We start from the raw sequence: 22,785 nt of genomic DNA, 5'->3' as shown, positions 1-22,785 counted from the left end.
AAAAAGTGCAACCTTTTCCTGAATTATGGATAGCATTTAATTACTGTATCTTTTCTTTTGGTTTTCTTTTGATTAACATTAAAGGGCTGTATTTACTCAGAAAAAGCATAACTAATAACCTGTTCGTACTTCTCTGCTGGCAATAAATTAGCCTTTGGAAAATTTTCACGATTTGGCGAATCAGGCCAATTTTGCGCTTCAAAACACAAAGCTTGCCGTGCTTTAAAAGGCGAACCAACAAAGTTTGCGGTATAAAATTGCATGCCTGGCTGCGTACTTTTAAGGGTTAAACTAACATTCGTGTGTGGCGAAGTTAATGTAGCCATCGTCTTTAAACTGCTGTCATCATTAAAAATATAGCAGTGATCAAAGCCATTTCCAGCTTCTAGCTGAGGATGAACAGTGCTTAAGGCCTCACCAATTTGAGCTGGCTTAGTAAAATCAAAGCAGGTACCGCAAACTAAAGCGGCTTCATCAAGTGGAATACTAGTTGTATCAATAGGAAGGTAACGATCGGTATTAATTTGAACAAGATGCTTATTAATTGATTCACTGCCATCAAGGTTAAAGTAGCAATGATTGGTAAAATTAACGAGCGTTTCTTTATTCGTTATCGCTTTAAAGTACAGAGTAAGCTCGCCGTTTCTAGCGCTAATCGTTTGCCAAATCTGCAGCTCACCCGGGAAACCTTGATCGCCGTCGGGCGAGCAATAATAAAGCTCAACTTCACTTTCAGTTTGTTTGGTTACTTGCCAAAGTACTTTATTAAAGCCTTTAACACCGCCATGTAAGCTATTTGGGCCGTTATTAGTATCTAGCTGATATTCTGTACCCGATAGACTAAAACATCCACCAGCAATGCGGTTAGCATATCTACCGACCGTTGCGCCTAGGTAAAATGGGTTTTCAAGATAGTATTGCGGGTCGTCAACGCTGAGTGTCATTTCTTGGTTATTAAATTTAATGCTTTTTATTATTGCGCCAAAGGGTAAAATTTCAGCTGTTAAAGATTTTCCATCATTAAGTTTAATAACCTCTAAAGGTTTATTAATAGATATAGATGCCACATTCATTCCCCACCTAATTACCGCATTAACAATTCCTGTCGTAACGGTGCAACAATATATATTATAAATAGTATATAAGTGAAGCCAGTAACTCAATCTATATGCGTTAAAATTTCTCGACAAAAATTTACAGCTGCCTTGTACTGTTTACATATGGGTGTGTTATCGCTACTTTTTAACTTAGATGCTCATTTAATGCATTTATTTCTTGGCTTGAAAGTGCTTGCTTAGTTTTAGCGGTAAAGTCATACCTGACCATAACAGCTTTCCCTATTGCGCAGCATTTATCGTGCTGAAATGCCTCTTGCTTAAGTACGAAAGAGCTATTGCCTATATGCTCTACAGACGTTTTAATCGTGATCTCGTGGCCATAAAATAGCTCGCCTACAAACGATACTTCTATTTTAGCAATGATTAGTTTCCAATCATGCGGGTTTAAATCCGGTGTAAAAAACTTAAAAATAGGTCCACGCGCGACTTCAAACCATACAGGGAGTACGGTATTGTTAATGTGTCCGAGTGCATCTGTTTCGCTAAAGCGCGGCATTACTTTTTCAATAAACATAAACATCCAATAATAATTATATAAAGGTAAACCATGACGGACTTTATACGCGTTATTGATAACGCATTAAGCGATGAGTTTTGCGATGAATTTATTTCCACATTCGCGCAAAGCCCGCATGTAAGACAAGGGGTAACATCTGGCGGTGTCGACTTAAAGAAAAAAGACAGCCACGACCTACATTTAAATAATCACCCCGAATATGCACAACAATTAAAACATATACAACAAACGACTGCACAGCATGTTTTTAAGTATGTTGAAGAGCATATTTTTATGATGATTGGTGCGTTTGGCTTGAAGGTTTATCACCCAAAAACGGGCGACGTTGTCGATTTAACTCACGAAAACTTTGATGAAGTAGGCAGACCACAATTACCTATGCTTGTGCAGCAAATTTTTAGGCTTGGTAATATTCAAGCTCAAAAATACGAGGTAAATAAAGGTGGCTACCCTTACTGGCACAGTGAGGTTTATCCGCAGCTACAACATAATGAAGCGTTGCATCGCGTGTTGCTATTTATGTTTTATTTAAACGATGTAGAGGAAGGTGGCGAAACTGAGTTTTACTATCAAAATCGTAAAATAGCCCCTAAAAAAGGCACACTGGTAATAGCCCCAGGCTACTTTACCCATACTCATAGAGGTAATAAGCCAGTATCAAACGATAAGTATATTTTAACGTCGTGGGTGCTGTTTAATCGTGCAGAACAAATATACGGGACACCTAAAAGCTAAACCAATAAAAAGGCCACAAGTAAAACTTACTTATGGCCTTTTATGCGTTTAATAGACGGGCGCTTAACCTAGTAGCTCGTCAAATAACTCGAATAACTGATCGAGCTCTTTAATGGTGTTGTAGTGCATACAACCAATACGCACTACACCGCCTTTATCAAGCACATCTAATTGCTTGCACAAACCTTGGGCATAAAAGTTACCATCCCACACGCAAATATGCTGTTTGCCTAAAAATTCTGAAACAGCGCGTGGCTCAAGCCCTTCAAAAATTAAAGCAAAAGTAGGCGTACGCTCGTCTAAGCGATCAAAGTCATCAATACCAAACAACTTAATGCGTGGGTAGTTTACCAAGCGAGTTAAAAAGTGCTCACTAAGCGCCATTTCGTGTTGTTTAGTTTTAGCAAAAGCAACACTTAGCTTTTCGCGGCGTGAATGGCTATCGTCAAGTTCGCTAATTGCTGCAATGTAATCAACAGCGGCAATAAAGCCAGCCATTGCTTCAAAGCTTTGCGTTCCAGTTTCCCAGCGACCAGGCGCTACATCTTTAGCAGGTTCAACTTTATAAGGAGTAAACCCGTCTAAATGTTCTTTTTTACCGTAAACCATACCTAAGTGTGGGCCAAAAAACTTATACGCCGAGCAGGCTAAAAAGTCGCAATCAAGCGCTTGCACATCAACTAGCTCATGCGGTGCGTAATGTACGGCATCAACATAAACTAGAGCGCCTACAGCGTGAGCAAGCTCTATAATACGTTTTATATCGTTTATAGAGCCTGTGGTATTTGAAGCGTAAGTAACAGCCACTAGTTTAGTATTACTGTTAAGCAAGCTTTCAAATTGAGCCATATCTAAGCTGCAATCAGCTTCATTAATTAAAGCCGTATTAACTTTAACGCCTTTATCTTCTGCGGCTTGCTGCCAAGATGATACGTTTGAGAAGTGATCAGCGTTAGTAACAATGATCTCGTCATCTACCTGCCAATCGCGTGAAATAGCTCGGCTAAAGCTAAAGGTAAGGCTTGTCATGTTAGGGCCAAACACAATATTTTGTGCGTTTGGTGCATTAAGTAAGTCAGCGGCGGCTTGGCGAGCATTTGCCATTAGCTCTACCGTTTTATCGCTTGAAAAAAATGCGCCACCTAGGTTTGAGTTGTAATGCCCTAAATAAGCAGACATTGCATTAAGCACTGACTGCGGCACTTGAGAGCCACCTGGACCATCTAAAAATATCGGCGATTTACCATTAACGCTTTGCATTAATGCCGGAAACAGCTCACGTAATTGAGTTATGTTCATGCCTAACTTCCTTAAGACGTTAATACAAAACAATCCAGGTAACCTGGTTTGCTAGCATCAATTTTGTTCATAGGTGTTGCGTTATGCCACACTTGACGGTCGTTTATTAATGCAAACATGCCGTCTTTTATTTCCATTTTAAAACACGGTTCAGCTTGCTTGTTTTCGTATACAAGTAGCTCGCCGCCTTCTAAGTTTTCATGAGAAACACCGCATATACATACATGATCAAAACCATCTTGATGCACGCCTTCTGGCGCTGCAGGTGTATCGCTATCAATGGCAAGCATACGGAACTGATGAATTTCAATATCACGTTCTTCGTCAATACCGGTAAGTTGGCGAAACTCATTTACAATGCTTTTCATGCCTTCAGACTCAAGTAAACTTTGCTCTAGGTTTTCGTAAGTACGCTCTACATTACCTTGAAAAGTATTAATTGAATCGTCTTGAACAAATGCTTTGGCTTGTTGTAGCTTTATTTCACCATTTTGCATTTTAACTACTGAGTAACGGCGTTTACGAAAGGCACCATCTGCATAAGGATTTGCAGGAAGGTTATCAAAAGAAGGCTTAACCAAATCAATATTTGCTTGGTTAACAAAACGTAGTTGCAATAAATTCTGGTTGTTTAATGCTGTCATAAAATCTCGCCTAAAATAATGAGAATATTGATAAGGATTTTAATGCATTTTGATAGGAATTTTTGCGCGATTAATTACTTTAAAAGCAGTTTAAGACTAGGGTTAATACAATAATACAAAAAAAGAAGCATGAACTATCTAATATTTATTTTAGCCAATAAAAAACCCGCCGAAGCGGGTTTTTAAACAAACTCTAAAAGTTATACAGCTTGTTGAATAATCACGTTGTCTGCTTTTTTAGTGTAAGCAGGCATACGGTGGAAGTTTAAGTAACGGTAAGTATCTGCAGCCGTTGCATTAATCTTCGCTGCGTATTCTTGGTACTCAGCTGGAGTAGGTAATTTACCTAAAATAGCTGCTACAGCTGCAAGCTCTGCTGATGCTAAGAATACGTTTGCGCCATTACCTAAACGGTTAGGGAAGTTACGTGTAGAGGTAGACACAACTGTTGCTTTGTCTGCAACACGTGCTTGGTTACCCATACACAGTGAACAACCTGGAGTTTCGATACGCGCACCGATACGACCAAAGATACCGTAGTAACCTTCGTCTGTAAGCTGATCTTTATCCATCTTAGTCGGCGGAGCAACCCAAAGCTGAGTTGGGATACGACCTTTAAAGCCATCTAGTAACTTACCTGCTGCGCGGAAGTGACCGATGTTAGTCATACAAGAACCGATGAATACTTCGTCTATTTTCTCACCAGTAACATCAGATAATAAACGTGCATCATCTGGGTCATTTGGAGCACAAAGGATTGGCTCTTTAATATCTGCTAAATCGATTTCAAGTACATGTTTGTACTCTGCATCAGCGTCAGCTTCCATTAGTTCTGGGTTAGCTAACCAATCTTGCATTGCAGTAATGCGACGCTCAATAGTACGTACATCGCCGTAACCTTCAGAGATCATCCATTTAAGCATAACAATGTTTGATTCTAAGTATTCTGCAATAGACTCTTTAGAAAGTTTAACAGCACAACCTGCAGCAGAACGCTCTGCAGATGCATCTGATAGTTCGAACGCTTGCTCAACAGTTAGGTGTTCAACGCCTTCAATTTCTAGTACACGACCAGAGAATTCGTTAATCTTACCTTTTTTCTCAACTGTTAATAGGCCTTCTTTAATACCAAAGTAAGGGATTGCATGTACAAGGTCACGTAAAGTGATACCTGGTTGCATTTCACCTTTAAAGCGAACCAAAATTGACTCAGGCATATCAAGTGGCATAACACCTGTTGCTGCTGCGAATGCGACTGCCCCCGAACCTGCTGGGAATGAAATACCTAATGGGAAACGTGTATGTGAATCACCGCCAGTACCTACAGTATCTGGCAATAACATACGGTTTAACCATGAGTGAATTACACCATCACCTGGACGTAATGACACACCGCCACGGTTCATGATGAAATCAGGAAGCGTATGGTGAGTGTTTACATCGATTGGTTTAGGGTAAGCCGACGTATGACAAAAAGACTGCATTGTTAAATCTGCAGAGAAGCCTAAACATGCTAAGTCTTTAAGTTCATCACGTGTCATAGGACCTGTAGTATCTTGCGAACCAACAGTTGTCATTTTAGGTTCACAGTATTGGCCTGGGCGAATACCTGCAACATTACACGCTTTACCAACCATTTTTTGTGCTAGTGTGAAGCCTTTTTCAGAAACTTCTGTCACTGTTGGAACTTTAAATACATCAGTTGGACCTAGGCCAAGTGATGTACGTGCTTTATCAGTTAAACCACGACCAATGATAAGTGGAATACGACCACCAGCACGAACTTCATCTAAAATTACATCAGATTTAAGTTCAAAAGTTGAGATTACTTTGTCAGTACCGTGGCTCTTAACAACACCTTCGTACGGGTAAATATCGATTTGCTCACCCATGTTAAGCTCATCAACATTTAGTTCAATTGGTAATGCGCCTGAATCTTCCATTGTATTGAAGAAGATTGGAGCAATTTTATTACCTAGACATACACCGCCAACACGCTTGTTTGGTACGAATGGAATATCATCGCCCATAAACCAAAGCACAGAGTTAGTTGCAGACTTACGAGAAGAACCGGTACCAACAACGTCACCTACGTAAGCAAGTGGTAAACCTTTAGTTTTTAATTCTTCAAGCTGAGAGATTGGACCTACTTCGCCTGGCTTATCTGGTGTAATACCGTCACGTTCAATTTTTAGCATTGCTAAAGCATGAAGTGGGATATCTGGACGAGACCATGCATCTGGTGCCGGTGATAAGTCATCAGTATTTGTCTCGCCAGTTACTTTAAATACAGTAACTGAGATTTTTTCAGCAACAGCTGGCTTATTAGTAAACCATTCTGCATTTGCCCAAGACTCAATAATTTGCTTAGCAAATGTATTACCTGCTTTTGCTTTTTCTTCAACATCGTAGAACGCATCAAACATAAGTAACGTATTTGAAAGGCCTTTAACTACGATTGGTGCAAGTGCTTCGTCATCAAGCAGGTCAATCATTGGTGCGATATTGTAGCCGCCCAGCATTGTACCTAATAATTCTGCCGCTTTTTCTTTAGAAACAAGTGGAGAATTAGCTTCACCTTTAGCTACAGCTGCTAAAAATCCCGCTTTAATATAAGCAGCATCATCAACACCAGCTGGTATACGCTGAATGAACAAATCTAAAATGAATTCTTCTTCACCTGCAGGTGGGTTTTTTATTAATTCAATAAGATCAGCAGTTTGCTGAGCATCTAATGGCGCTGGTACGATACCTAACGCGGCACGTTCTTCTACGTGTTTACGATATTCTTGTAGCACAATATTGCCCTCTTGGTGACGTGAAAATATTCGGTAGCGCTTCATGCGCAGAGTAAGTTACCCAATACTTATAGTATTCTAACACGTGATTATAAAGCTTTTATGAATAGATGAAAATCCATCCAACTAAGCAACTGATTATACCGACTATAAACGCTATGAATAGTGGTTTTAATAAAATCTATTTTCATGAATGTTTGTTAAGTAATAATCATTACTATTTGATTGCTTGTTCACTTTATTTCGCCCACAAAAAACCCAGCACATGGCTGGGTTTCTCGATTTAGTAAATTACTATTAACGCTTAACTTTTACACGTTCAATAGATTTTACATGCGCTTCTACACGTCGGTTTTCTGCGTGAGCTGCTTTAGTATTTGCTGTGTTTTTAAGACGCTCTTCACCTAGACCGACTGTAGTGATACGGTCTTCATCGATACCATCTTTAACTAATTCTTTAGCTACGTCATCAGCACGCTTTTTAGAAAGTATTTTGTTGTAGTTTGCATTACCTACAGCCGATGCATGACCTTCAAGAAGTACTGTTGTATCTGTATGCTCTTTTAAGAACTCAGATACTGATGCGATATCAGTGAAGTACTGTGCACCTACTTCTGCAGAGTCGTGTGGGAAAGTAACTAATAGACTAGTTGTTACTTCACGGTCTTCATATAATGTACAACCTGTACCGTCTACAGCATCTTCCATAGGTGTATTTGGACATTGGTCATCAGCATCTAAAATGTTGTCATTATCGCTATCAGCAGGGACTACTGCAACTTCAACAACTTCAGGAGCTGGCTGAACTGGCTCAGCTGGCGCTGCATTTTGACCAAATAAGTAGTTTATACCAATTTTGGCACCAACATCTGTATAACCTTTATCAAGACCTTGGTATACCGCAGTCTCAGCATTAACAAATAAACCATCTGTAATAAAATATTGGTAACCAACACCTGCATTCAAAAATGTGTTGTCATCTACAACGTCTATTTCTTTAATACCGAATAGACCGTAAAAAGGGCCGCCATCAAGATGATAAAGCGCATCAATACCGTAACGCTCGCCATCAATATTGTCACGGTTGCCAGCAACTTTATCAAAAGCATTAAAATCCATGTCTGCATATTCAAGACGTGCACTCCAGTAATCACTGAAACGGTAACCTACTTCAGCACCCCAACCAGTAGACTCGTTTACGTCAAGACCAGCTTGAGCGCGCATATTTTTCCAAGATGCATCGTAATAGTCGCCAAATGCGCCAATGTAGAAACCTTCTTCTTTATCTGCAGCAAATGTAGATGCGCTAGTTGCAGCCAACGCGATAGCGATTGTAAGTGATTTTAATTTCATTGTTTTCTTCCCATTTTAAACAACTAATAAATTGTAGCTAATTAATTCTAGCTCAATCAGTTTTGTACAGATTAACTGAACTTTAGTTAATCAATACTTAACGAAAAATAAAGTTTATAACTCTTTTAGTTCACGGTAATACTCCCAACTACCTATATTATAGTTGAGATTAATAATTTACTTCTGAAGATAGGTTAGTTATTCGTGCACTGAAATAATAATTCAAAAAGAAACGTTTTGAGGTAGTAAAATTAGGCCTAATATGATTAATAATATCATCAGGACTTACTTCAACCAATTGTTCAAGACTCTTTAAGTTAAATATGAGCTTTTATAATCATATACTTAAAACCCACATTAACACTTAAGTACCACAAAATGTTTTGTAATTTTTATCGCTCTGCAGTAATGCCCGATATTCAGCTAAATTTTTGTTAGTAAAGTAAGGGTCACTGAGCACCCCCATAAACGAGCCTAGCAGTTCACTTGAACCGGTATTGACATACTCAGCTAATATTTTTTCAATAATGTGATTACGAGGAATAACTCGAGGATTAGCTGTTCGCATTTTTTTATAACTATTCTCATCAGTTCGACTTTTCCATTTAATTACCCATTGTGTTAATACATCAGGCATAAGCACTTCACCATTTAACGATTCAGTAAGTGCATCAAAAGTATCGGTGTAATCAAGTTCACTACCTTTTAATAGTGTTAATAACTCAGCAATTAATTCATCATCACTAGCGTGTGCCCCACTTAAACCCAATTTTTGTGCCCACATAGCTGTAAACTGAGTATTAAACTGCTCAGCAAAACTATTAATAAATGGCGTCATTAATGAAACCGCTTGCTCGTCATCATCGCTAATAAGCGGTATTAAGCTCTCAGCTAAGCGTGCGCAGTTCCAGTTGGCTATATTAGGTTGATTACCAAAGGCATACCGGCCTTGTTTGTCTATAGAGCTAAATACGGTATCAAAATCAAAGCTATTCATCATGGCACACGGGCCATAATCAATAGTCTCTCCGCTAACTAACGTATTATCTGTATTCATTACTCCGTGAATAAAGCCAACACGCATCCAGCTCACAACTAGCTTAACTTGGTTTTTAATCACAGCGCCTAAAAATGCTAAATAGCGCTGCGAACCTGTATCAATTATTTCTGGATAGTGTCGCTCTATAGCTAAATCGGCTAAATTTTTAAGCCCTTCAACATCGCCTTGCGTCGCTAAATATTGAAATGAGCCAACACGAATATGGCTAGTTGCTACGCGAGTAACGATAGCCCCTGCTTGTGGCAGGCTACGATAAACCGTTTCACCACTACCAACAACCGCTAAGCAGCGTGTGGTTTTAACTCCCAGCGCATGCATTGCCTCGCTCATTACGTATTCTCGAATAGCAGGACCAAGTGCGCAACGTCCATCACCCCCTCTTGAGTAAGGTGTAGCTCCAGAGCCTTTTAATTGAATATCCCATAACTGGTTTTCATCATCACTAATAGCGCCCAGTAAGTGCGCTCGCCCATCGCCTAAGCGTGGTGAAAAATGTCCAAATTGGTGCCCAGAGTAACCAAGTGCTACTGCAGGAATCGCTTGCTGTTCGTTACCGCTAAAAATATTGGCACGTAAATCGTCAGCAATATTAATATTAAATTGTTTTGCTAAGCTCTCATTCCACAGCAACAACTGTGGAGAGGCAACACTTGCAGGGAAATCTTCTATTGCGAAGTTTTCCGCAATATCTGTGTATCTTGGCACTAATTTCATGGTAATTCCTAATGTTGCTGACTTATACCAACCCGGTTGTCACCAACGCCATAAGCAACAATTAAGCTTAACTCTTGCATACTTAAGCCACTTTGCTTTTGCATTTCGTTAAAAAAGGCTTGGGCTGCATTTAGTGACTTTTTAGTTTGTAAGCCGCCGTCTATAATTTTATGGGCACGCAAATAACTCTCTACGTCCCGTGATAGTAAAAAAGTATCTTTACCAAGTGCTCGTAGCGCATAAGGCCCTGTATTTCCGCCTAAACGCGAACCATGTTTTTTTAAATACGCCCACAAACCAATAATATCGTCTGTTGGCCAATTAGCGATGAACTGGCTAAAACTGTCATGTTCCTCTGCTATTTCGTGGATCATGTAAGCATTTTCGGTAATTGTTTTTACTTTTTTATAATTACGAACAATGCGCTCATCCGTAGCTTTTTGTTCCAGCATATCGGGTGGCATCATTAATAACTTATCAACGCTAAAATCCCAAAAAACCTCTCTAAAGCCCGCCCACTTATTATTAATGACTGACCAATAAAAGCCGCTTTGAAATACTTTTCGAGTAAATTCCTCAAGCCAATCATCGTCACTTAACGTGCTTAGTTGTTTTTTAGATAGCGGTTTTGCAAGTAATAACTTAAGCATTTTTTCAGAGCCTTTTCGCTCTACCGCTCGCTTATAAATATCGCTAAATTTTTCCATCTGATTAATGCCTTACTGCTACTATGGTGCTAGTGTACGAGAAAAGCACCCAATACGTAACCACCTCTCTTTTCGATGAATTAATCTGTATTTAGTAGCTTGACACCCAGATGGCTAAAATGCTTTAATCGCTGCAATTACCCTATTTAAATTGCATTTGCTTGTACCTTACAAACAAATGCAAAGGGCTAGAAGAGGTGCGTTATTCAGGTAGCGTATGTTAGGAGCGCAAACTCCAGTAAGCATACGTGAGGGGAATTAACGCCGAGAAGTAACCACTTTTGCGAGGTGTTTATTTCGGGCGACTAGGTTGAACCCTAGCGACTGTCACCAATAGCTGCTTATAAAAAGCAGCTTGTTAGTTTGGTGGAGAGCTTCTGGTCTTAAATATTAAGGCCGTGCGCCCTATTATTTTAAGCCCATTCGCTCTTCGAATTATTAGTTCGAACGACGTTAATGCGGCTCCTTCCATAAAGCTTTTTAACTCTTCGAATAATACCAATTGCATTAAATTAGTTATCGCTAAAATGATCACGTTTTTAATAAAATTGGTACAAATTATAAGTTCGTGAGAGATGATCAACAACTTCAATTTAAACTACTACTCACTGTGGACCGCGCTCGTTACGCCATTTGATCAACACGGCGATGTTGACTACAACACGTTAACTAAGCTGGTTAGCGATCAAGAAGCGGCACATAACGGTATTTTGCTACTTGGTAGTACGGGCGAAGGTTTAGCACTAACGCTACAAGAGCAACAAGCCATTGTTGAGCACGTATGCCAGCTAAAACCAACAGTACCACTCATGGTAGCTGTGGGCGGTAGTAACTTAAAGCAACAAATTGAGTGGGTTAACTACTGTAATACACTCCCAATTCATAGCTTTTTACTTGGCTCACCGCTTTATGCAAAGCCTGGTGCTATAGGTCAAACTCATTGGTTTGAAAGCCTACTAAATGCAAGCGCTCACCCATGTATGCTTTATAACGTACCAGGACGAAGTGCTGTTAGCATCCCAGTGGCAACAATTCAAAACTTACAAAACAATAAAAACTTATGGGCGTTAAAAGAAGCGAGCGGCAGTATTGCTCAGTTTGAAGCTTACCGCCAAGCGGCGCCTAATTTAGCTATTTTTAGTGGCGACGATGCGCTAATGCCTTATTTTGCTCAAGCTGGCGCAAAAGGTTTAGTGTCGGTAGCTGCAAACGCATGGCCTGAACAAACTCACGAGTTTGTTAAGCGCAGTTTAAGTGGTCAACACCCTAATTTATTTGCCCAGTGGTCAAGCGCTATTAATAGCCTATTTGCTGTCGCAAACCCTATTCCCGTAAAGGTACTGATGCATTTGCAAGGCCGCTTAAGCAGCCCGCAACTTCGTCCACCTTTAACACATCTTGAGTTAACTCAAACCGATTGCATCACAACTGCAAACAACACCATTTTATCTTGGCATTAAATACAGGTTTTTATAATGAGCTGGTTAGAACTATTAAATAATTTAGAATCGGGCGCAGTACGCGCAGCATCACAAAACGAAAGCGGCCAATGGCAAGCTAACGTAGAAGTAAAACAAGGCATTTTAGAAGCCTTTAAAAATGGCACTAATACTGAGTTTGCAGGTGGTTTTGTTGATAAACATAACTTAGCTCCGCAAGAATTTAGTACTGATGATGGCGTTCGTATGGTGCCGGGTGGCTCTAGTGTTCGTCGTGGTGCTTATGTTGCTAAAGGCACTATTATTATGCCACCAGCGTACGTAAACATTGGCGCATACATCGACGAAGGCACAATGGTAGATAGTCATGCATTAGTGGGCTCGTGTGCACAAGTAGGCAAAAACGTACATTTAAGTGCTGCAGTTCAGCTTGGTGGTGTACTTGAGCCAATTGGTGCAAGCCCTGTAGTTGTAGAAGACGACGCATTTATTGGCGCAGGTTGTGTCATAGTTGAAGGCGTAGTGATTAAAAAAGGCGCAGTACTTGCACCAGGCGTGCGTTTATCTGCGACTATTCCAGTTTACGACTGTGTAAATGAGCGCCAACTAGATAAAGGCGAGCCAATTCCAGAATACGCAATTGTAATACCGGGCTCTCGCCCTGCGTCTAACGAATGGGCACGTGAGCAAGGCTTAAGTATGTCGTGTGCGTTAATTGTTAAATACCGCGATGAGCAAAGCGATGCATCATTATTGCTAGAAGAGGTTTTACGATAATGAGCTTTTTGAGCACGCCTATCAAAACCGCTGTAAATACAATTACACAACAACTTGATACACCTTTTTTTGTTTACGACCTAGATCAACTAAACACGCATCTTGCGCGTTTAGTTGCGCAAACCGATGTAAAACTGTGGTACGCGGTAAAAGCCAATCCACTGTCTAAAATTATTCAAAGCTTAGACAGTGCTGGTTTTAATTTTGACGTAGCAAGTAAAGGTGAGCTTGAGCAAGTACTCGCACAAGGTATTAGCTCGCAGCGCGTGCTCAACACGGGGCCTGCAAAAAGCCCTAAACAAATAAAACACTTTATTGAGCGCGGCGTACGCATATTTGTTGCCGAGAGTCTCAATCAAGTACGTTGGTTAAACCAACAAGCACAATTGCAAAATATGCAGTTACAAGTATTACTGCGCGTGCAATTACGCTGGCCTGAAGGTGAAAAAAACCCACTGGGCGGTGACAGTCTTACGCCATTTGGTTTGGGTTGTGATGAATGGCGAGCTTTAAACATATCAGATTATTCAGCTCTTAGTTTTGATGGTTTGCATATTTTTCAGTGGGGCAACATGCTTAGCACACAAAAACTAAGCGAATTGTGGTCACAAATGATTGCCCCCCTTAGCCAACTTGCCAGCGATTTAAACATCAACCTTAAAATTCTCGATTTAGGTGGCGGCTTAGGTATTCCTTATACAAAAAATGAAGCAACACTTGAATGGGATGACTTAATTGCTGCGCTTGCTAAAATTAAAAATGATGCGGGTGTAGAAGAGCTATGGATGGAACTGGGCCGCTATGCCGTTGGAGAATGCGGCCATTACGCAAACCCAGTAGTAGAGAGCAAACAAAACTATAATCAACAGCAAGTAATTTTAAGCGGCGGTATAAATCATTTATTACGCCCTGCAGTTACCAGCCAAGACTTTCCTGCTGCGTTACTGCGTGAATCCAGTGCTAAAACCCAAGCTGTAACCTTATACGGACCGCTTTGTACCGCGCTTGATTGCTTAGGCGAACATACACTACCAAGCGACTTAAATGAGCACGATTGGCTGGTGTTCAGCCAATGTGGTGCTTACGGTTTTACCGAAAGTATGCCGTATTTTTTATGCCATGAGCTAGCCGCAGAATACACCCTTAAAAGCGGTACACTTACCTGCGTGCGCCAAGCCGAAAGTGCTAGCCATTATTTAAGGTAATAAATATGAGTAATACAACACACATCAGCCAAGAAAACATTGTAGTAGGGGAAGTTGCAAACGGCTTACCGCTTACAATTCCGGTGTATCGCTTAAAAGGCGACGGCACAGGACCAAGTGTTTACATTCAAGCCAATATGCATGGCGCTGAAGTACAAGGTAACGCAGTTATTTTTCAGCTGCTTGAGCAATTAAAACACCTTAATCTTAATGGCGATATTACCCTTGTGCCTTATGCCAATCCTATTGGTTGTAATCAAAAATCTGGCGAGTTTACCCTTGGCCGATTCGATCCAATTACCGGTACTAATTGGAATCGCATGTATCACTATAATAAAAATTTAGTGGCGCAGTTTGCACAAAATCATACTCAGTATGATGACGCGACATTAAAAAGTAGCTTTAAACAGGCGCTAATTGACGAAGTAGACAGCAAACTTAACGGCCCTGCATATTTACTTAATACAGGTAAACGCATTGCGCTTAACTTACAAAAGCTCGCGCATCAGGCCGATATAGTACTCGATTTACACACAGGTCCTATTTCAAGCAAACATTTGTACTGTCCAACCTATGCAACTAACAGCGCGCGTTATTTTAATATCGAGCACGTACTGCTTATTCCAAGTGATTTTGACGGCGCTATGGATGAAGCTAACTTTTGCCCATGGTGGCATTTGAGTGATGCACTTAGCGGACAAGGTCGCGAATTGGCAATACCTGTAGAAGCATTTACTGTAGAGCTAGGCAGCCAAGAAAAAATAGACTTAAAAGAAGCATTAAACGATGCAAACAGCATTTTAAGTTACTTAAATCACAAAGGCGTATTACAAAACGCACCGCATACGCCAGCCAATATCACTCGCTATGCATGTAATTTAGATGACTACTTTGCTTATTACGCCCCTATTGGCGGCATGGTTGAATATTTAGCCCCACTTGGCGGGCACATTAAAGCCGGTGAGCCTATTGCCAATATTTTACGCATGGAGCGCTACTTAAGTGAGCAACCATTGCAAACACTTACTCTCGATTGCGATGCAATTGCTATTTTGCACTTTGCCTCAGCGAGTGTTAATCAAGGTACCGAGCTTTATAAGTTTTTTACTAACATATTTGAGCTTTAGCTCACCCTTCTCATTGCGTGAGAGCACATTAACTAAAGTAGTTAATGTGCATTAGAAAAGCGGCTTAGGCCGCTTTTCTTTTGATCTATATTTACTTTGTATACGTATAGGCCTTGTTACGAATACAAATTCAGTAAAAGTTCACCGTTACATATGTAAAAAGACGTTATAATTAAATTAATGCATACAACAACCCAAACTCACAAGGAATTACAATGAGCTGGCGCCACTGGATAACTCTTTCTGCTTTAATTAGTACCGCTACCTTCGCACAAGAAAAAGTGGCTAAAAACGAGCAAGACAACGACATCGAGCTTGTAAAACAATGTATTTTAAATGAGGTAATTGGCGGAGATGGTAAGCAAACATTAGACGATCTTCGTAAAAAGTGTTCAGCTCTGGAAGAAAACAAACAGCTTACCGCACTTGATAAACGCCAAGCTCGCGAGGAAGTTAGCAAAAAAAATCGCAATGTAATTACACCACACAAGCGTAACTATATTTTACCCCTGTCTTACGTATCGCACCCTAACGACCGCCCGTTTGATGGCTTTGACGAATTAACCGATGAGCAAGATGGCGAACCACTTGATAATCTAGAGGCCAAATATCAGCTTTCTATTAAAGTGCCGCTTTATGATGATTTTGCCGACGACGATCAATCCATCTTTTTTGGCTTTACTTTACAATCATATTGGCAGATTTATAACTCAGAAATTTCGTCTCCATTTCGTGAAACGAATTACGAACCAGAAATTTTTTGGGTAAATTACCTCGACGAAGAAAATGTACTTTGGGGCGACGAAATGGCTATTACTCTTGGCCTTTCGCATCAATCAAATGGCCGTAGCCAGCCTAACTCTCGTTCATGGAACCGCATTTACGCCAACTTTGTTTGGGAAAATCGCGGCTTTGTATTTAGCTTTAAGCCTTGGTACCGAATCGCTGAAGATGAAAAAGAAGATCCATTAGAAGCCGATGGCGATGATAACCCAGATATTTACAAATACATGGGTTACTTTGAATTTAGCGGTGCGTATCGTTATCACGATCATGAGTTTAGCTTTATGACGCGTAATAACTTAAATTCAGATAATCGTGGTGCTATTCAGTTAGATTGGTCTTTCCCAATGTGGGGTCGTTTACGTGGTTATGCCCAATACTTTAATGGCTACGGTGAGAGCTTAATTGATTACAATGCTGATATTGAGCGAATAGGTGTAGGTATACTATTAACTGATTTGTTATAAAATAAACCTATAAAAAAGCCAAGCCTTAATTATTAAGTGCTTGGCTTTTTTGTAATTAAATACTCGCTATTACTTTTTAATAGCAAACACACCTTCAAACTCTGCAACTACATTGCCGCCATCATATATACTTACAGGTACTACGTAACTTGCTTTACCTTCGGTTTCTAAATCGCTTAACTTACCCTTACAGGTTTGTATATCAACACACCCTCGTGGGTCGGTAGTAAGCGGTTTTAAGTACTTAATGTTAGCATCGGCTAATACAATATTACCCTCAAATCCGGCTTCTTTAAGTGCTAAGTACGTAGCGCCCCATCCGGTAAGTGTTGCTAAGCTATAAATAGAACCTGCAAACATCGTGTTATGTAAGTTTAAGTTAGCGTCTAAATCTGCACTGGTTGTAAATTGCCAATCGGTGTAGCTTTCTACCTTAATACCCATCGCGTCACTAATTGGAATTGATTCGCGCCAGATATTTTGCAGCACTTGCGTCCAATTAGGGTGACGAAACCAGCCTGGCTCACTTGGCTTTTGCTTTATCATTTTAAAATGTTGTACATCGCCATACGCTAAGTGTGCTTTTTCTTTTAATTCGTAACCGTGGCGTTTATAAAACTCAAGCGCTCGTTCGCGTGCAAACAATACAAGCTCATCGGCATTTTGAACCCATGCAATTTTTTCAAGCTCGTGAAGTAAGCGGCTACCAATATGCTGGTTACGATTACCCTCTGCAACTGCCATATAGCGCACTTGTGCTTGCTCATGATTGTTAAAGTGCAAACGTGCTACGCCTAGCACTTCACCTTCTTTGTTTTTTATAAAGCGATGCTCAGAGTCTTGTTCCATATCGTCTTGTTCAGAGCCACGAGGTTCGCCCCAAGGCGCGCGTAATACCTGCCAACGCAATTGGTAATACGCTTGCCAATCTTCGCTACTTTGTGGGGTGCTTACCTGAAACATACATACTCCTGTTGTTATATCAGCCGTAAATAAAAGTCAAAAAAGGCTACGGCGTTATACTAATCGTACTGGTTATTTACCAAGCTAATAAATAAAATTGATTGGCGTTATTATGCCAAATACCATACTCCATCTTAAAAAAACTGCAAATACGACTTTGGTGATGGCTGTAAAATAACGTAAAAAATAATAGCAAAGGCCATTGCGCTTTAACGTTGCTAGTTTATGCTGAGAATATGATGGAAAAAATCAATTATATAAATTCACTAACGGGTTTGCTGGGCGATCAATTTATTGAAAATAGCCACCGCATTGGTCAGCTAATCTATTGGCATAAGTGCAGTGGCGATCACATTCAAGTACGTGAGCACGGGCCGTTACGCTGGTTACTGATTAACGACACTCTTCAATCTGTTATTGATTTAAATAACCCAGGTTTATTACTTTTTCCACATTTATTATGCCTAGTTAAGCATTGGCAGAGTCTTAAGCCGCCACAAAAAGTGCTAGAACTTGGCCTTGGCGGCGGTGCAATTCGTAATTATTTACAGCACAAATACCCTAAAGCACAAATAACATCCGTTGAAAAAAACGCTGATATTATTGATTGCTATACCCAGTTTTTTTCATCGAATAAAAATGAGCAATTGCTTTGCGCCGATGCACAGCAGGTTTTAAAAAATGCGCAAAATATTGATTGGATTATTCTCGATTTATTTAGCCAAATAGATGCACCTCGATTTTTATTTGAAGAGGCATTTTATAAAAAAATCTACTCAGCTTTAAATAACAACGGCGTGCTATTTATTAACTTTTTATCGCAGCATGAGTCGCAATTAAAACAACTTCAGCAGCTATTACTCGATGTATTTGGTTGTCACGTCAGCCCGCAAAAAATTACGGGCTATGTAAATCATATTATCGTAGTTACCAAAAAAGAGGCTTAGACAGATAAGTTAAATGTAACGGGCCCATCGTTACACAAGCTTACTTGCATATCGGCACCAAACTCACCTGTGGCTATTGTAAGCCCTAACTCTTGAGCTTGAGCAACAAAATACTCGTAAAGCTCGTTAGCTTGGTTTGGCGTTGCCGCAGATGAAAAACTAGGGCGCATACCCTTTTTAGTATCAGCCGCTAGCGTAAATTGCGACACCACTAATAACTCACCGCCAATGTCTTTTAGGCTTAGGTTCATTTTGTCGTTTTCATCAGTAAAAATACGATAATTACTTACCTTATGTAAAAGCTTATCGGCCGTTTGCGTATCGTCGTGTTTTTCAACGCCCAACAACAACAATATACCTTGGGTAATTTCGCCTACCACTTGGTTGTTAATTTCTACTTTGGCATGCTTTACGCGTTGTATTAAACCTTGCATTTAAACTGTGTCCTTTACTGCTGATTCATCATCTTCTAGCTCAAGCTCTGGTGTTTCTGGAATATCATTTGGGCTAATACACGCAGTAAATTCAGCGCCAAGCAGCACAACTACCCACGATAAGTACACCCATACAAACAAAATAGGAATGGTTGCTACTGCGCCATAAATAACTTCATATGACGGAAAATGGCTAATATAAAGTGCAAACCCTTTTTTGGTCAGCTCAAATAAAAGTGCCGCAAAAAAAGCGCCAGGTATTGCCGCTTTAAACGATACACGCGTATTAGGCACTAAAGTGTAGAGCATAATAAAGCCCACCATCGAAATCCCATACGGCAATAACTTTAACAAAAACCCGCTAAACCCAGGAATACCCTGATCAGCAAACGATACCAAAGATACAATATAAGAGGTAACACCAATACTCGCTCCGAGTAATACAGGCCCTAAGCTCAAAACCATCCAGTACACAGCAAATGAGATCATCATTGGACGTTTTTTCTTAATTCGCCAAATTCGGTTTAATGTGGCATCTACATTACGTATTAACAGCAATGCAATTGCAGCTAAAAAGCCAATACCTACCGCCGTCATTTGATTGGCATTGCCTGCAAAGGAACTAATATGCTCTCTAATAACATCGGTAGAAGTAGGCACAAAGTTAGTAAACAAAAAGCTCTCAATTTCCATGCGAGTAGATTCAAAGCCCGGAAAAGCCGAAAATATGGCAACACCCACAGCAATAAGCGGTATTAATGAAAGCAAAGTAACGTAGGCTAAATAACCTGCATTCACTGTTATTTGATCGTCTATACATCGATTAACGTACTGCATCCACCATGCAGGCTGTTGGCGTATAAAGGACTTAACTTGCTGTTTGTAATGGGAGAGCTTATCATTCATACAATTGACTTGTGCTTATGTAATTTTGATTATCATATCAATCAGCGCCATAATTTACAGCACTAACACTCGTAAATAGGAATTCAAATGAAAAAACAAACATTACTTAGTGTTTCAATGCTTTTACTAACACTTACTTTAACTGGTTGCCAATCAGCTTATTATTCTGCAATGGAAAAAGTAGGTGTTCACAAACGTGACATCCTTATTGACCGCGTAGAAGAAACCAAAGACTCTCAACAAGAGTCGCAAGAAGAATTTAAATCAGCACTTGAGCGCTTAACTACACTAATCGATTTTAATGGTGGCGAACTACAAGACACTTACAATCAGTTAAACGATGACTACGAGTCGAGCTTAAATGCAGCTAACGAAGTGTCAACTAACATAAATAAAGTGGAAGATGTAGCAGAAGCTCTGTTTGATGAGTGGGCCGATGAATTAGAGCAATACAAAAGTGCATCACTTAAGCGTGAGAGCAGTAAAAAGCTAACCGCGACTAAGCGTCAATTTGATCAGCTATTACGCTCAATGCGCAGCGCAGAGAGTAAAATGGAGCCAGTATTAACGTCGCTGCACGACAACGTTTTATATTTAAAACATAACTTAAATGCACAAGCTGTTTCGGCAATAAAAGGTGAGTTCACTAACCTTAAGCGCGATATTCAGGTACTCATGAATGACATGAACAAATCGATTGAAGACTCTAATAAATTTATCGAGCAAATGAATAATGCGGGTTAATTGACAGCAACAAATAAGAAAAAGCCTGCTATTTTGCAGGCTTTTTTATTGTTACTTTTTGTTACCTTTAAATCATTAGTTAATTTTCTGTTTTTGTTACACTTTTATAAAATTAAAATAAAACGAAATACCATAATGAAAATAAGTACTTTTAGTCTCTTAATTGTTTCTGCTCTATTAACCGCTTGCGGAACTGCTAATCATATTGAAAGAATCGCAGGGCCTGATACCGTTGTGCCACTACATAAAGATGGAGAACGTAAAGGGCGCTTCCATAACCTATACCCAGGCAAAAAAACGTACCCTACCACTTGTGAAAATGACTGCTATCCAAGCAGCACTCATTTGCAATGCGAAGAAGGAAGTGAAAACTGCCAATATATTGCTGAGCAAGTCATTCCAAAGTTAAATACCGGGTACACTGTTCGCTGGCTTGGCCATGCAGGGTTTACGATCAGTACTCCAAACGCTCAGCAAGTGGTGTTTGATCCTGTAAAAGAGCAGTTCGACTCGCCAGTCGCACTTGGCTTTAAACTCGCAGGTGGTATTTATCGTAAGCCGGGAGCTTGGCTAAACAAGCAAGAATTCGAAAATATTGACGCGGTACTGTATTCCCACATTCATTATGATCACTTTAATAAAGCAAATATAAAAGAAATAGGTAATAAACCACGTTACTTAACGCCATTGGGTATGGCCGACAACTTCCCTACTGGCGAGTTTAACATTAGCGAAATGGCGTGGTACGCAAAAACAAATATTGACGATCTAGTTATTAATGCCGTGCCAGCTCATCATTTTAGCGCTCGTGTATTAGTGCCCTTTATTTACGAAGATCACGATAAAGACCTGTGGAATGGTTGGTTACTCGAACAAAACGGCAAAACCCTATTTTTTGCAGGTGATACCGGCTATTCAAAGCACTTTAAAGACATTCAGCAAAAATATGGTGATGTGGACATATGCTTAATGCCAATAGCGTCTTATTACAGTAAAGAAAGTCCTAATTGGTATCGTAATGTGCACACAACACCAGAGGATGCACTTAATGCAGCACAAGAGCTTAACTGTAAAGTAATGATACCGTGGGGATATGGTAACTCAAGTTGGAAAATGGGCGACCACAGCAGTCACTCAGCTTTACTGCGCTTATTGCATATGTACACTAAAATGGACTCAAAAGTACCGCTGTATATTTTAAGCGAAGGCGAAAGTATTTCGCTGTAACTATTTACTTAGCTGTTTTAAGATTGTTATTACATTAAGACAAATCGACAATAAAACTGAGAAATTAATGCAAAAATTAGCACTCGCCTTAAGCTTTTTATTAAGCATGCCAGCAATGGCTATTGATGTTGAACACACATCAACTCCAATTACTATTGATGGCATATCAGAAAGTGCGTGGAACAAAGCCGCTTGGCACGATATGCCTTATTTAATGGATGGCACACTGCCATCATCAGACGCAGACTTTAAAGGGCGTTATCGCTTATTATGGGATCAAAACTATTTATACCTACAAGCCGATATTAGCGATGATGTATTAATAGATATGCACCCAGACCCAACTGTAAAATATTGGGATGACGATGCGCTTGAAATATTTATTGATAGCGACGCATCCGGTGGTAATCATCAATTTAATCACACCGCTTTGGCGTACCATATCGGCCTTGATAACCAAGCCGCCGATTACGGCCCTGATAAAAAAGCCCATTTGTATACCGACCACCTAATAAGTAACTGGAAGCGTAACACCACTGCACCTTTTAACATCACGTGGGAAGTAGCAATAAAACTCTACCCTAATGACTACAAAGAAGGCGCTGTAAACACCCCCATTACACTTAGTGAAAAACAAGTAATAGGTTTTATGCTAGCGTATTGCGATAACGACGGCAGTAACGTGCGCGAACACTTTATGGGCTCACACGAAGTACAGCCAGTAAATGGCGACAGAAATCGTGGTTTTATAGACGCAGACGTATTTGGCAAAATCACCCTACTTCCTAAAAAGTAAGTTACTACCAACCACCACCAACAAA

Annotated in this window: 21 protein-coding genes and 1 riboswitch; of the genes, 10 read left to right on the top strand and 11 right to left on the bottom strand. The window is 40.0% G+C overall.

Translation table 11 applies throughout. The annotated features are described in order from the left end of the window. Window positions 1–92: 92 nt before the first annotated feature. A complete protein-coding gene (locus V6260_RS12115; protein ID WP_425355709.1) occupies window positions 93–1,073 on the bottom strand; it encodes an aldose epimerase family protein in 981 nt (326 codons plus the stop codon). 169 nt (window positions 1,074–1,242) lie between these two features. Then, window positions 1,243–1,632 carry an acyl-CoA thioesterase gene (locus V6260_RS12110; protein ID WP_341594355.1) on the bottom strand — a complete coding sequence of 130 codons (390 nt, stop codon included), beginning with the start codon at window positions 1,630–1,632 and terminating at the stop codon, window positions 1,243–1,245. Window positions 1,633–1,665: 33 nt separating this feature from the next. On the opposite strand from V6260_RS12110, the gene V6260_RS12105 reads away from it, so the two are divergent. After that, window positions 1,666–2,370 carry a 2OG-Fe(II) oxygenase gene (locus V6260_RS12105; RefSeq protein ID WP_341594353.1) on the top strand — a complete coding sequence of 235 codons (705 nt, stop codon included), beginning with the start codon at window positions 1,666–1,668 and terminating at the stop codon, window positions 2,368–2,370. 63 nt (window positions 2,371–2,433) lie between these two features. Here the strand turns inward: V6260_RS12105 and V6260_RS12100 are convergent, their stop codons facing one another. The 6 genes from V6260_RS12100 to V6260_RS12075 form a co-directional block, all read right to left on the bottom strand. Next, on the bottom strand, window positions 2,434–3,669 hold the full coding sequence (locus V6260_RS12100; RefSeq protein ID WP_341594352.1) for a cysteine desulfurase-like protein: 1,236 nt from the start codon (window positions 3,667–3,669) through the stop codon (window positions 2,434–2,436). 11 nt (window positions 3,670–3,680) lie between these two features. Further along, window positions 3,681–4,313, bottom strand: coding sequence for a 2OG-Fe dioxygenase family protein (locus tag V6260_RS12095; protein ID WP_341594350.1), 633 nt, complete (start codon window positions 4,311–4,313; stop codon window positions 3,681–3,683). A 200-nt stretch (window positions 4,314–4,513) separates the two neighbouring features. Then, window positions 4,514–7,111: a bifunctional aconitate hydratase 2/2-methylisocitrate dehydratase gene (gene acnB / locus V6260_RS12090; RefSeq protein ID WP_341594430.1), complete on the bottom strand. Its 2,598-nt coding sequence runs from the start codon at window positions 7,109–7,111 to the stop codon at window positions 4,514–4,516. A gap of 297 nt (window positions 7,112–7,408) precedes the next feature. After that, window positions 7,409–8,464, bottom strand: a complete 1,056-nt coding sequence (locus V6260_RS12085; RefSeq protein ID WP_341594348.1) for an OmpA family protein — start codon at window positions 8,462–8,464, stop codon at window positions 7,409–7,411. A 364-nt stretch (window positions 8,465–8,828) separates the two neighbouring features. After that, on the bottom strand, window positions 8,829–10,238 hold the full coding sequence (locus V6260_RS12080; protein WP_341594347.1) for a protein adenylyltransferase SelO: 1,410 nt from the start codon (window positions 10,236–10,238) through the stop codon (window positions 8,829–8,831). 8 nt (window positions 10,239–10,246) lie between these two features. Next, window positions 10,247–10,945 carry a DNA-3-methyladenine glycosylase I gene (locus V6260_RS12075; protein ID WP_341594345.1) on the bottom strand — a complete coding sequence of 233 codons (699 nt, stop codon included), beginning with the start codon at window positions 10,943–10,945 and terminating at the stop codon, window positions 10,247–10,249. Window positions 10,946–11,129: 184 nt separating this feature from the next. Beyond that, window positions 11,130–11,330, top strand: a riboswitch (Lysine riboswitch). A gap of 190 nt (window positions 11,331–11,520) precedes the next feature. On the opposite strand from V6260_RS12075, the gene dapA reads away from it, so the two are divergent. From dapA to V6260_RS12050, 5 genes are all read left to right on the top strand, one after another. Further along, window positions 11,521–12,405, top strand: coding sequence for a 4-hydroxy-tetrahydrodipicolinate synthase (gene dapA, locus V6260_RS12070; RefSeq protein WP_341594344.1), 885 nt, complete (start codon window positions 11,521–11,523; stop codon window positions 12,403–12,405). A gap of 15 nt (window positions 12,406–12,420) precedes the next feature. Continuing rightward, window positions 12,421–13,161, top strand: coding sequence for a 2,3,4,5-tetrahydropyridine-2,6-dicarboxylate N-succinyltransferase (locus tag V6260_RS12065; protein WP_341594342.1), 741 nt, complete (start codon window positions 12,421–12,423; stop codon window positions 13,159–13,161). After that, window positions 13,161–14,366 (top strand): PLP-dependent decarboxylase, encoded by a 1,206-nt coding sequence (locus tag V6260_RS12060; protein WP_341594341.1) that lies wholly within the window; start codon window positions 13,161–13,163, stop codon window positions 14,364–14,366. Before V6260_RS12065 ends, V6260_RS12060 begins: the two co-directional genes overlap by 1 nt. 5 nt (window positions 14,367–14,371) lie before the next feature. Continuing rightward, complete coding sequence (locus tag V6260_RS12055) at window positions 14,372–15,493, top strand: succinylglutamate desuccinylase/aspartoacylase family protein (RefSeq protein ID WP_341594339.1); 1,122 nt, start codon at window positions 14,372–14,374, stop codon at window positions 15,491–15,493. A 215-nt stretch (window positions 15,494–15,708) separates the two neighbouring features. Then, window positions 15,709–16,743, top strand: coding sequence for a phospholipase A (locus V6260_RS12050; protein ID WP_341594338.1), 1,035 nt, complete (start codon window positions 15,709–15,711; stop codon window positions 16,741–16,743). A gap of 69 nt (window positions 16,744–16,812) precedes the next feature. Here the strand turns inward: V6260_RS12050 and V6260_RS12045 are convergent, their stop codons facing one another. Beyond that, window positions 16,813–17,706, bottom strand: a complete 894-nt coding sequence (locus V6260_RS12045) for a bifunctional GNAT family N-acetyltransferase/hotdog fold thioesterase (protein ID WP_341594336.1) — start codon at window positions 17,704–17,706, stop codon at window positions 16,813–16,815. 236 nt (window positions 17,707–17,942) lie between these two features. Here V6260_RS12045 and V6260_RS12040 point away from each other — a divergent pair, with 236 nt between their 5' ends. Beyond that, window positions 17,943–18,653 (top strand): spermidine synthase, encoded by a 711-nt coding sequence (locus V6260_RS12040; RefSeq protein ID WP_341594334.1) that lies wholly within the window; start codon window positions 17,943–17,945, stop codon window positions 18,651–18,653. On the opposite strand, the gene dtd is transcribed toward V6260_RS12040, so the two are convergent. Then, window positions 18,650–19,087, bottom strand: a complete 438-nt coding sequence (gene dtd, locus V6260_RS12035) for a D-aminoacyl-tRNA deacylase (protein ID WP_341594332.1) — start codon at window positions 19,085–19,087, stop codon at window positions 18,650–18,652. The genes V6260_RS12040 and dtd overlap by 4 nt on opposite strands. After that, window positions 19,088–19,993, bottom strand: a complete 906-nt coding sequence (locus V6260_RS12030) for a virulence factor BrkB family protein (protein ID WP_341594330.1) — start codon at window positions 19,991–19,993, stop codon at window positions 19,088–19,090. Between the two features lie 87 nt (window positions 19,994–20,080). Between V6260_RS12030 and V6260_RS12025 the strand changes: the two genes are divergently transcribed. The 3 genes from V6260_RS12025 (at window position 20,081) to V6260_RS12015 (ending at window position 22,760) form a co-directional block, all read left to right on the top strand. Then, window positions 20,081–20,737, top strand: a complete 657-nt coding sequence (locus V6260_RS12025) for a DUF2959 domain-containing protein (protein WP_341594328.1) — start codon at window positions 20,081–20,083, stop codon at window positions 20,735–20,737. Between the two features lie 135 nt (window positions 20,738–20,872). Then, window positions 20,873–21,964, top strand: a complete 1,092-nt coding sequence (locus tag V6260_RS12020; protein ID WP_341594326.1) for an MBL fold metallo-hydrolase — start codon at window positions 20,873–20,875, stop codon at window positions 21,962–21,964. Between the two features lie 67 nt (window positions 21,965–22,031). Then, window positions 22,032–22,760: a CBM9 family sugar-binding protein gene (locus V6260_RS12015; RefSeq protein WP_341594325.1), complete on the top strand. Its 729-nt coding sequence runs from the start codon at window positions 22,032–22,034 to the stop codon at window positions 22,758–22,760. Window positions 22,761–22,785 lie beyond the last annotated feature (25 nt).

It is taken from the genome of Pseudoalteromonas aliena (assembly GCF_038155085.1).
GTDB lineage: Bacteria > Pseudomonadota > Gammaproteobacteria > Enterobacterales > Alteromonadaceae > Pseudoalteromonas > Pseudoalteromonas aliena_A.
This window is presented reverse-complemented; position numbering and strand designations above follow the sequence as displayed.

Bases quoted from the DNA above. Each gene is read 5' to 3' on its own strand.
- V6260_RS12115 (WP_425355709.1), bottom strand. From the start codon at position 1,073: ATGAATGTGGCATCTATATCTATTAATAAACCTTTAGAGGTTATTAAA.
- V6260_RS12110 (WP_341594355.1), bottom strand. From the start codon at position 1,632: ATGTTTATTGAAAAAGTAATGCCGCGCTTTAGCGAAACAGATGCACTC.
- V6260_RS12105 (WP_341594353.1), top strand. From the start codon at position 1,666: ATGACGGACTTTATACGCGTTATTGATAACGCATTAAGCGATGAGTTT.
- V6260_RS12100 (WP_341594352.1), bottom strand. From the start codon at position 3,669: ATGAACATAACTCAATTACGTGAGCTGTTTCCGGCATTAATGCAAAGC.
- V6260_RS12095 (WP_341594350.1), bottom strand. From the start codon at position 4,313: ATGACAGCATTAAACAACCAGAATTTATTGCAACTACGTTTTGTTAAC.
- V6260_RS12085 (WP_341594348.1), bottom strand. From the start codon at position 8,464: ATGAAATTAAAATCACTTACAATCGCTATCGCGTTGGCTGCAACTAGC.
- V6260_RS12080 (WP_341594347.1), bottom strand. From the start codon at position 10,238: ATGAAATTAGTGCCAAGATACACAGATATTGCGGAAAACTTCGCAATA.
- V6260_RS12075 (WP_341594345.1), bottom strand. From the start codon at position 10,945: ATGGAAAAATTTAGCGATATTTATAAGCGAGCGGTAGAGCGAAAAGGC.
- dapA (WP_341594344.1), top strand. From the start codon at position 11,521: ATGATCAACAACTTCAATTTAAACTACTACTCACTGTGGACCGCGCTC.
- V6260_RS12065 (WP_341594342.1), top strand. From the start codon at position 12,421: ATGAGCTGGTTAGAACTATTAAATAATTTAGAATCGGGCGCAGTACGC.
- V6260_RS12060 (WP_341594341.1), top strand. From the start codon at position 13,161: ATGAGCTTTTTGAGCACGCCTATCAAAACCGCTGTAAATACAATTACA.
- V6260_RS12055 (WP_341594339.1), top strand. From the start codon at position 14,372: ATGAGTAATACAACACACATCAGCCAAGAAAACATTGTAGTAGGGGAA.
- V6260_RS12050 (WP_341594338.1), top strand. From the start codon at position 15,709: ATGAGCTGGCGCCACTGGATAACTCTTTCTGCTTTAATTAGTACCGCT.
- V6260_RS12045 (WP_341594336.1), bottom strand. From the start codon at position 17,706: ATGTTTCAGGTAAGCACCCCACAAAGTAGCGAAGATTGGCAAGCGTAT.
- V6260_RS12040 (WP_341594334.1), top strand. From the start codon at position 17,943: ATGATGGAAAAAATCAATTATATAAATTCACTAACGGGTTTGCTGGGC.
- dtd (WP_341594332.1), bottom strand. From the start codon at position 19,087: ATGCAAGGTTTAATACAACGCGTAAAGCATGCCAAAGTAGAAATTAAC.
- V6260_RS12030 (WP_341594330.1), bottom strand. From the start codon at position 19,993: ATGAATGATAAGCTCTCCCATTACAAACAGCAAGTTAAGTCCTTTATA.
- V6260_RS12025 (WP_341594328.1), top strand. From the start codon at position 20,081: ATGAAAAAACAAACATTACTTAGTGTTTCAATGCTTTTACTAACACTT.
- V6260_RS12020 (WP_341594326.1), top strand. From the start codon at position 20,873: ATGAAAATAAGTACTTTTAGTCTCTTAATTGTTTCTGCTCTATTAACC.
- V6260_RS12015 (WP_341594325.1), top strand. From the start codon at position 22,032: ATGCAAAAATTAGCACTCGCCTTAAGCTTTTTATTAAGCATGCCAGCA.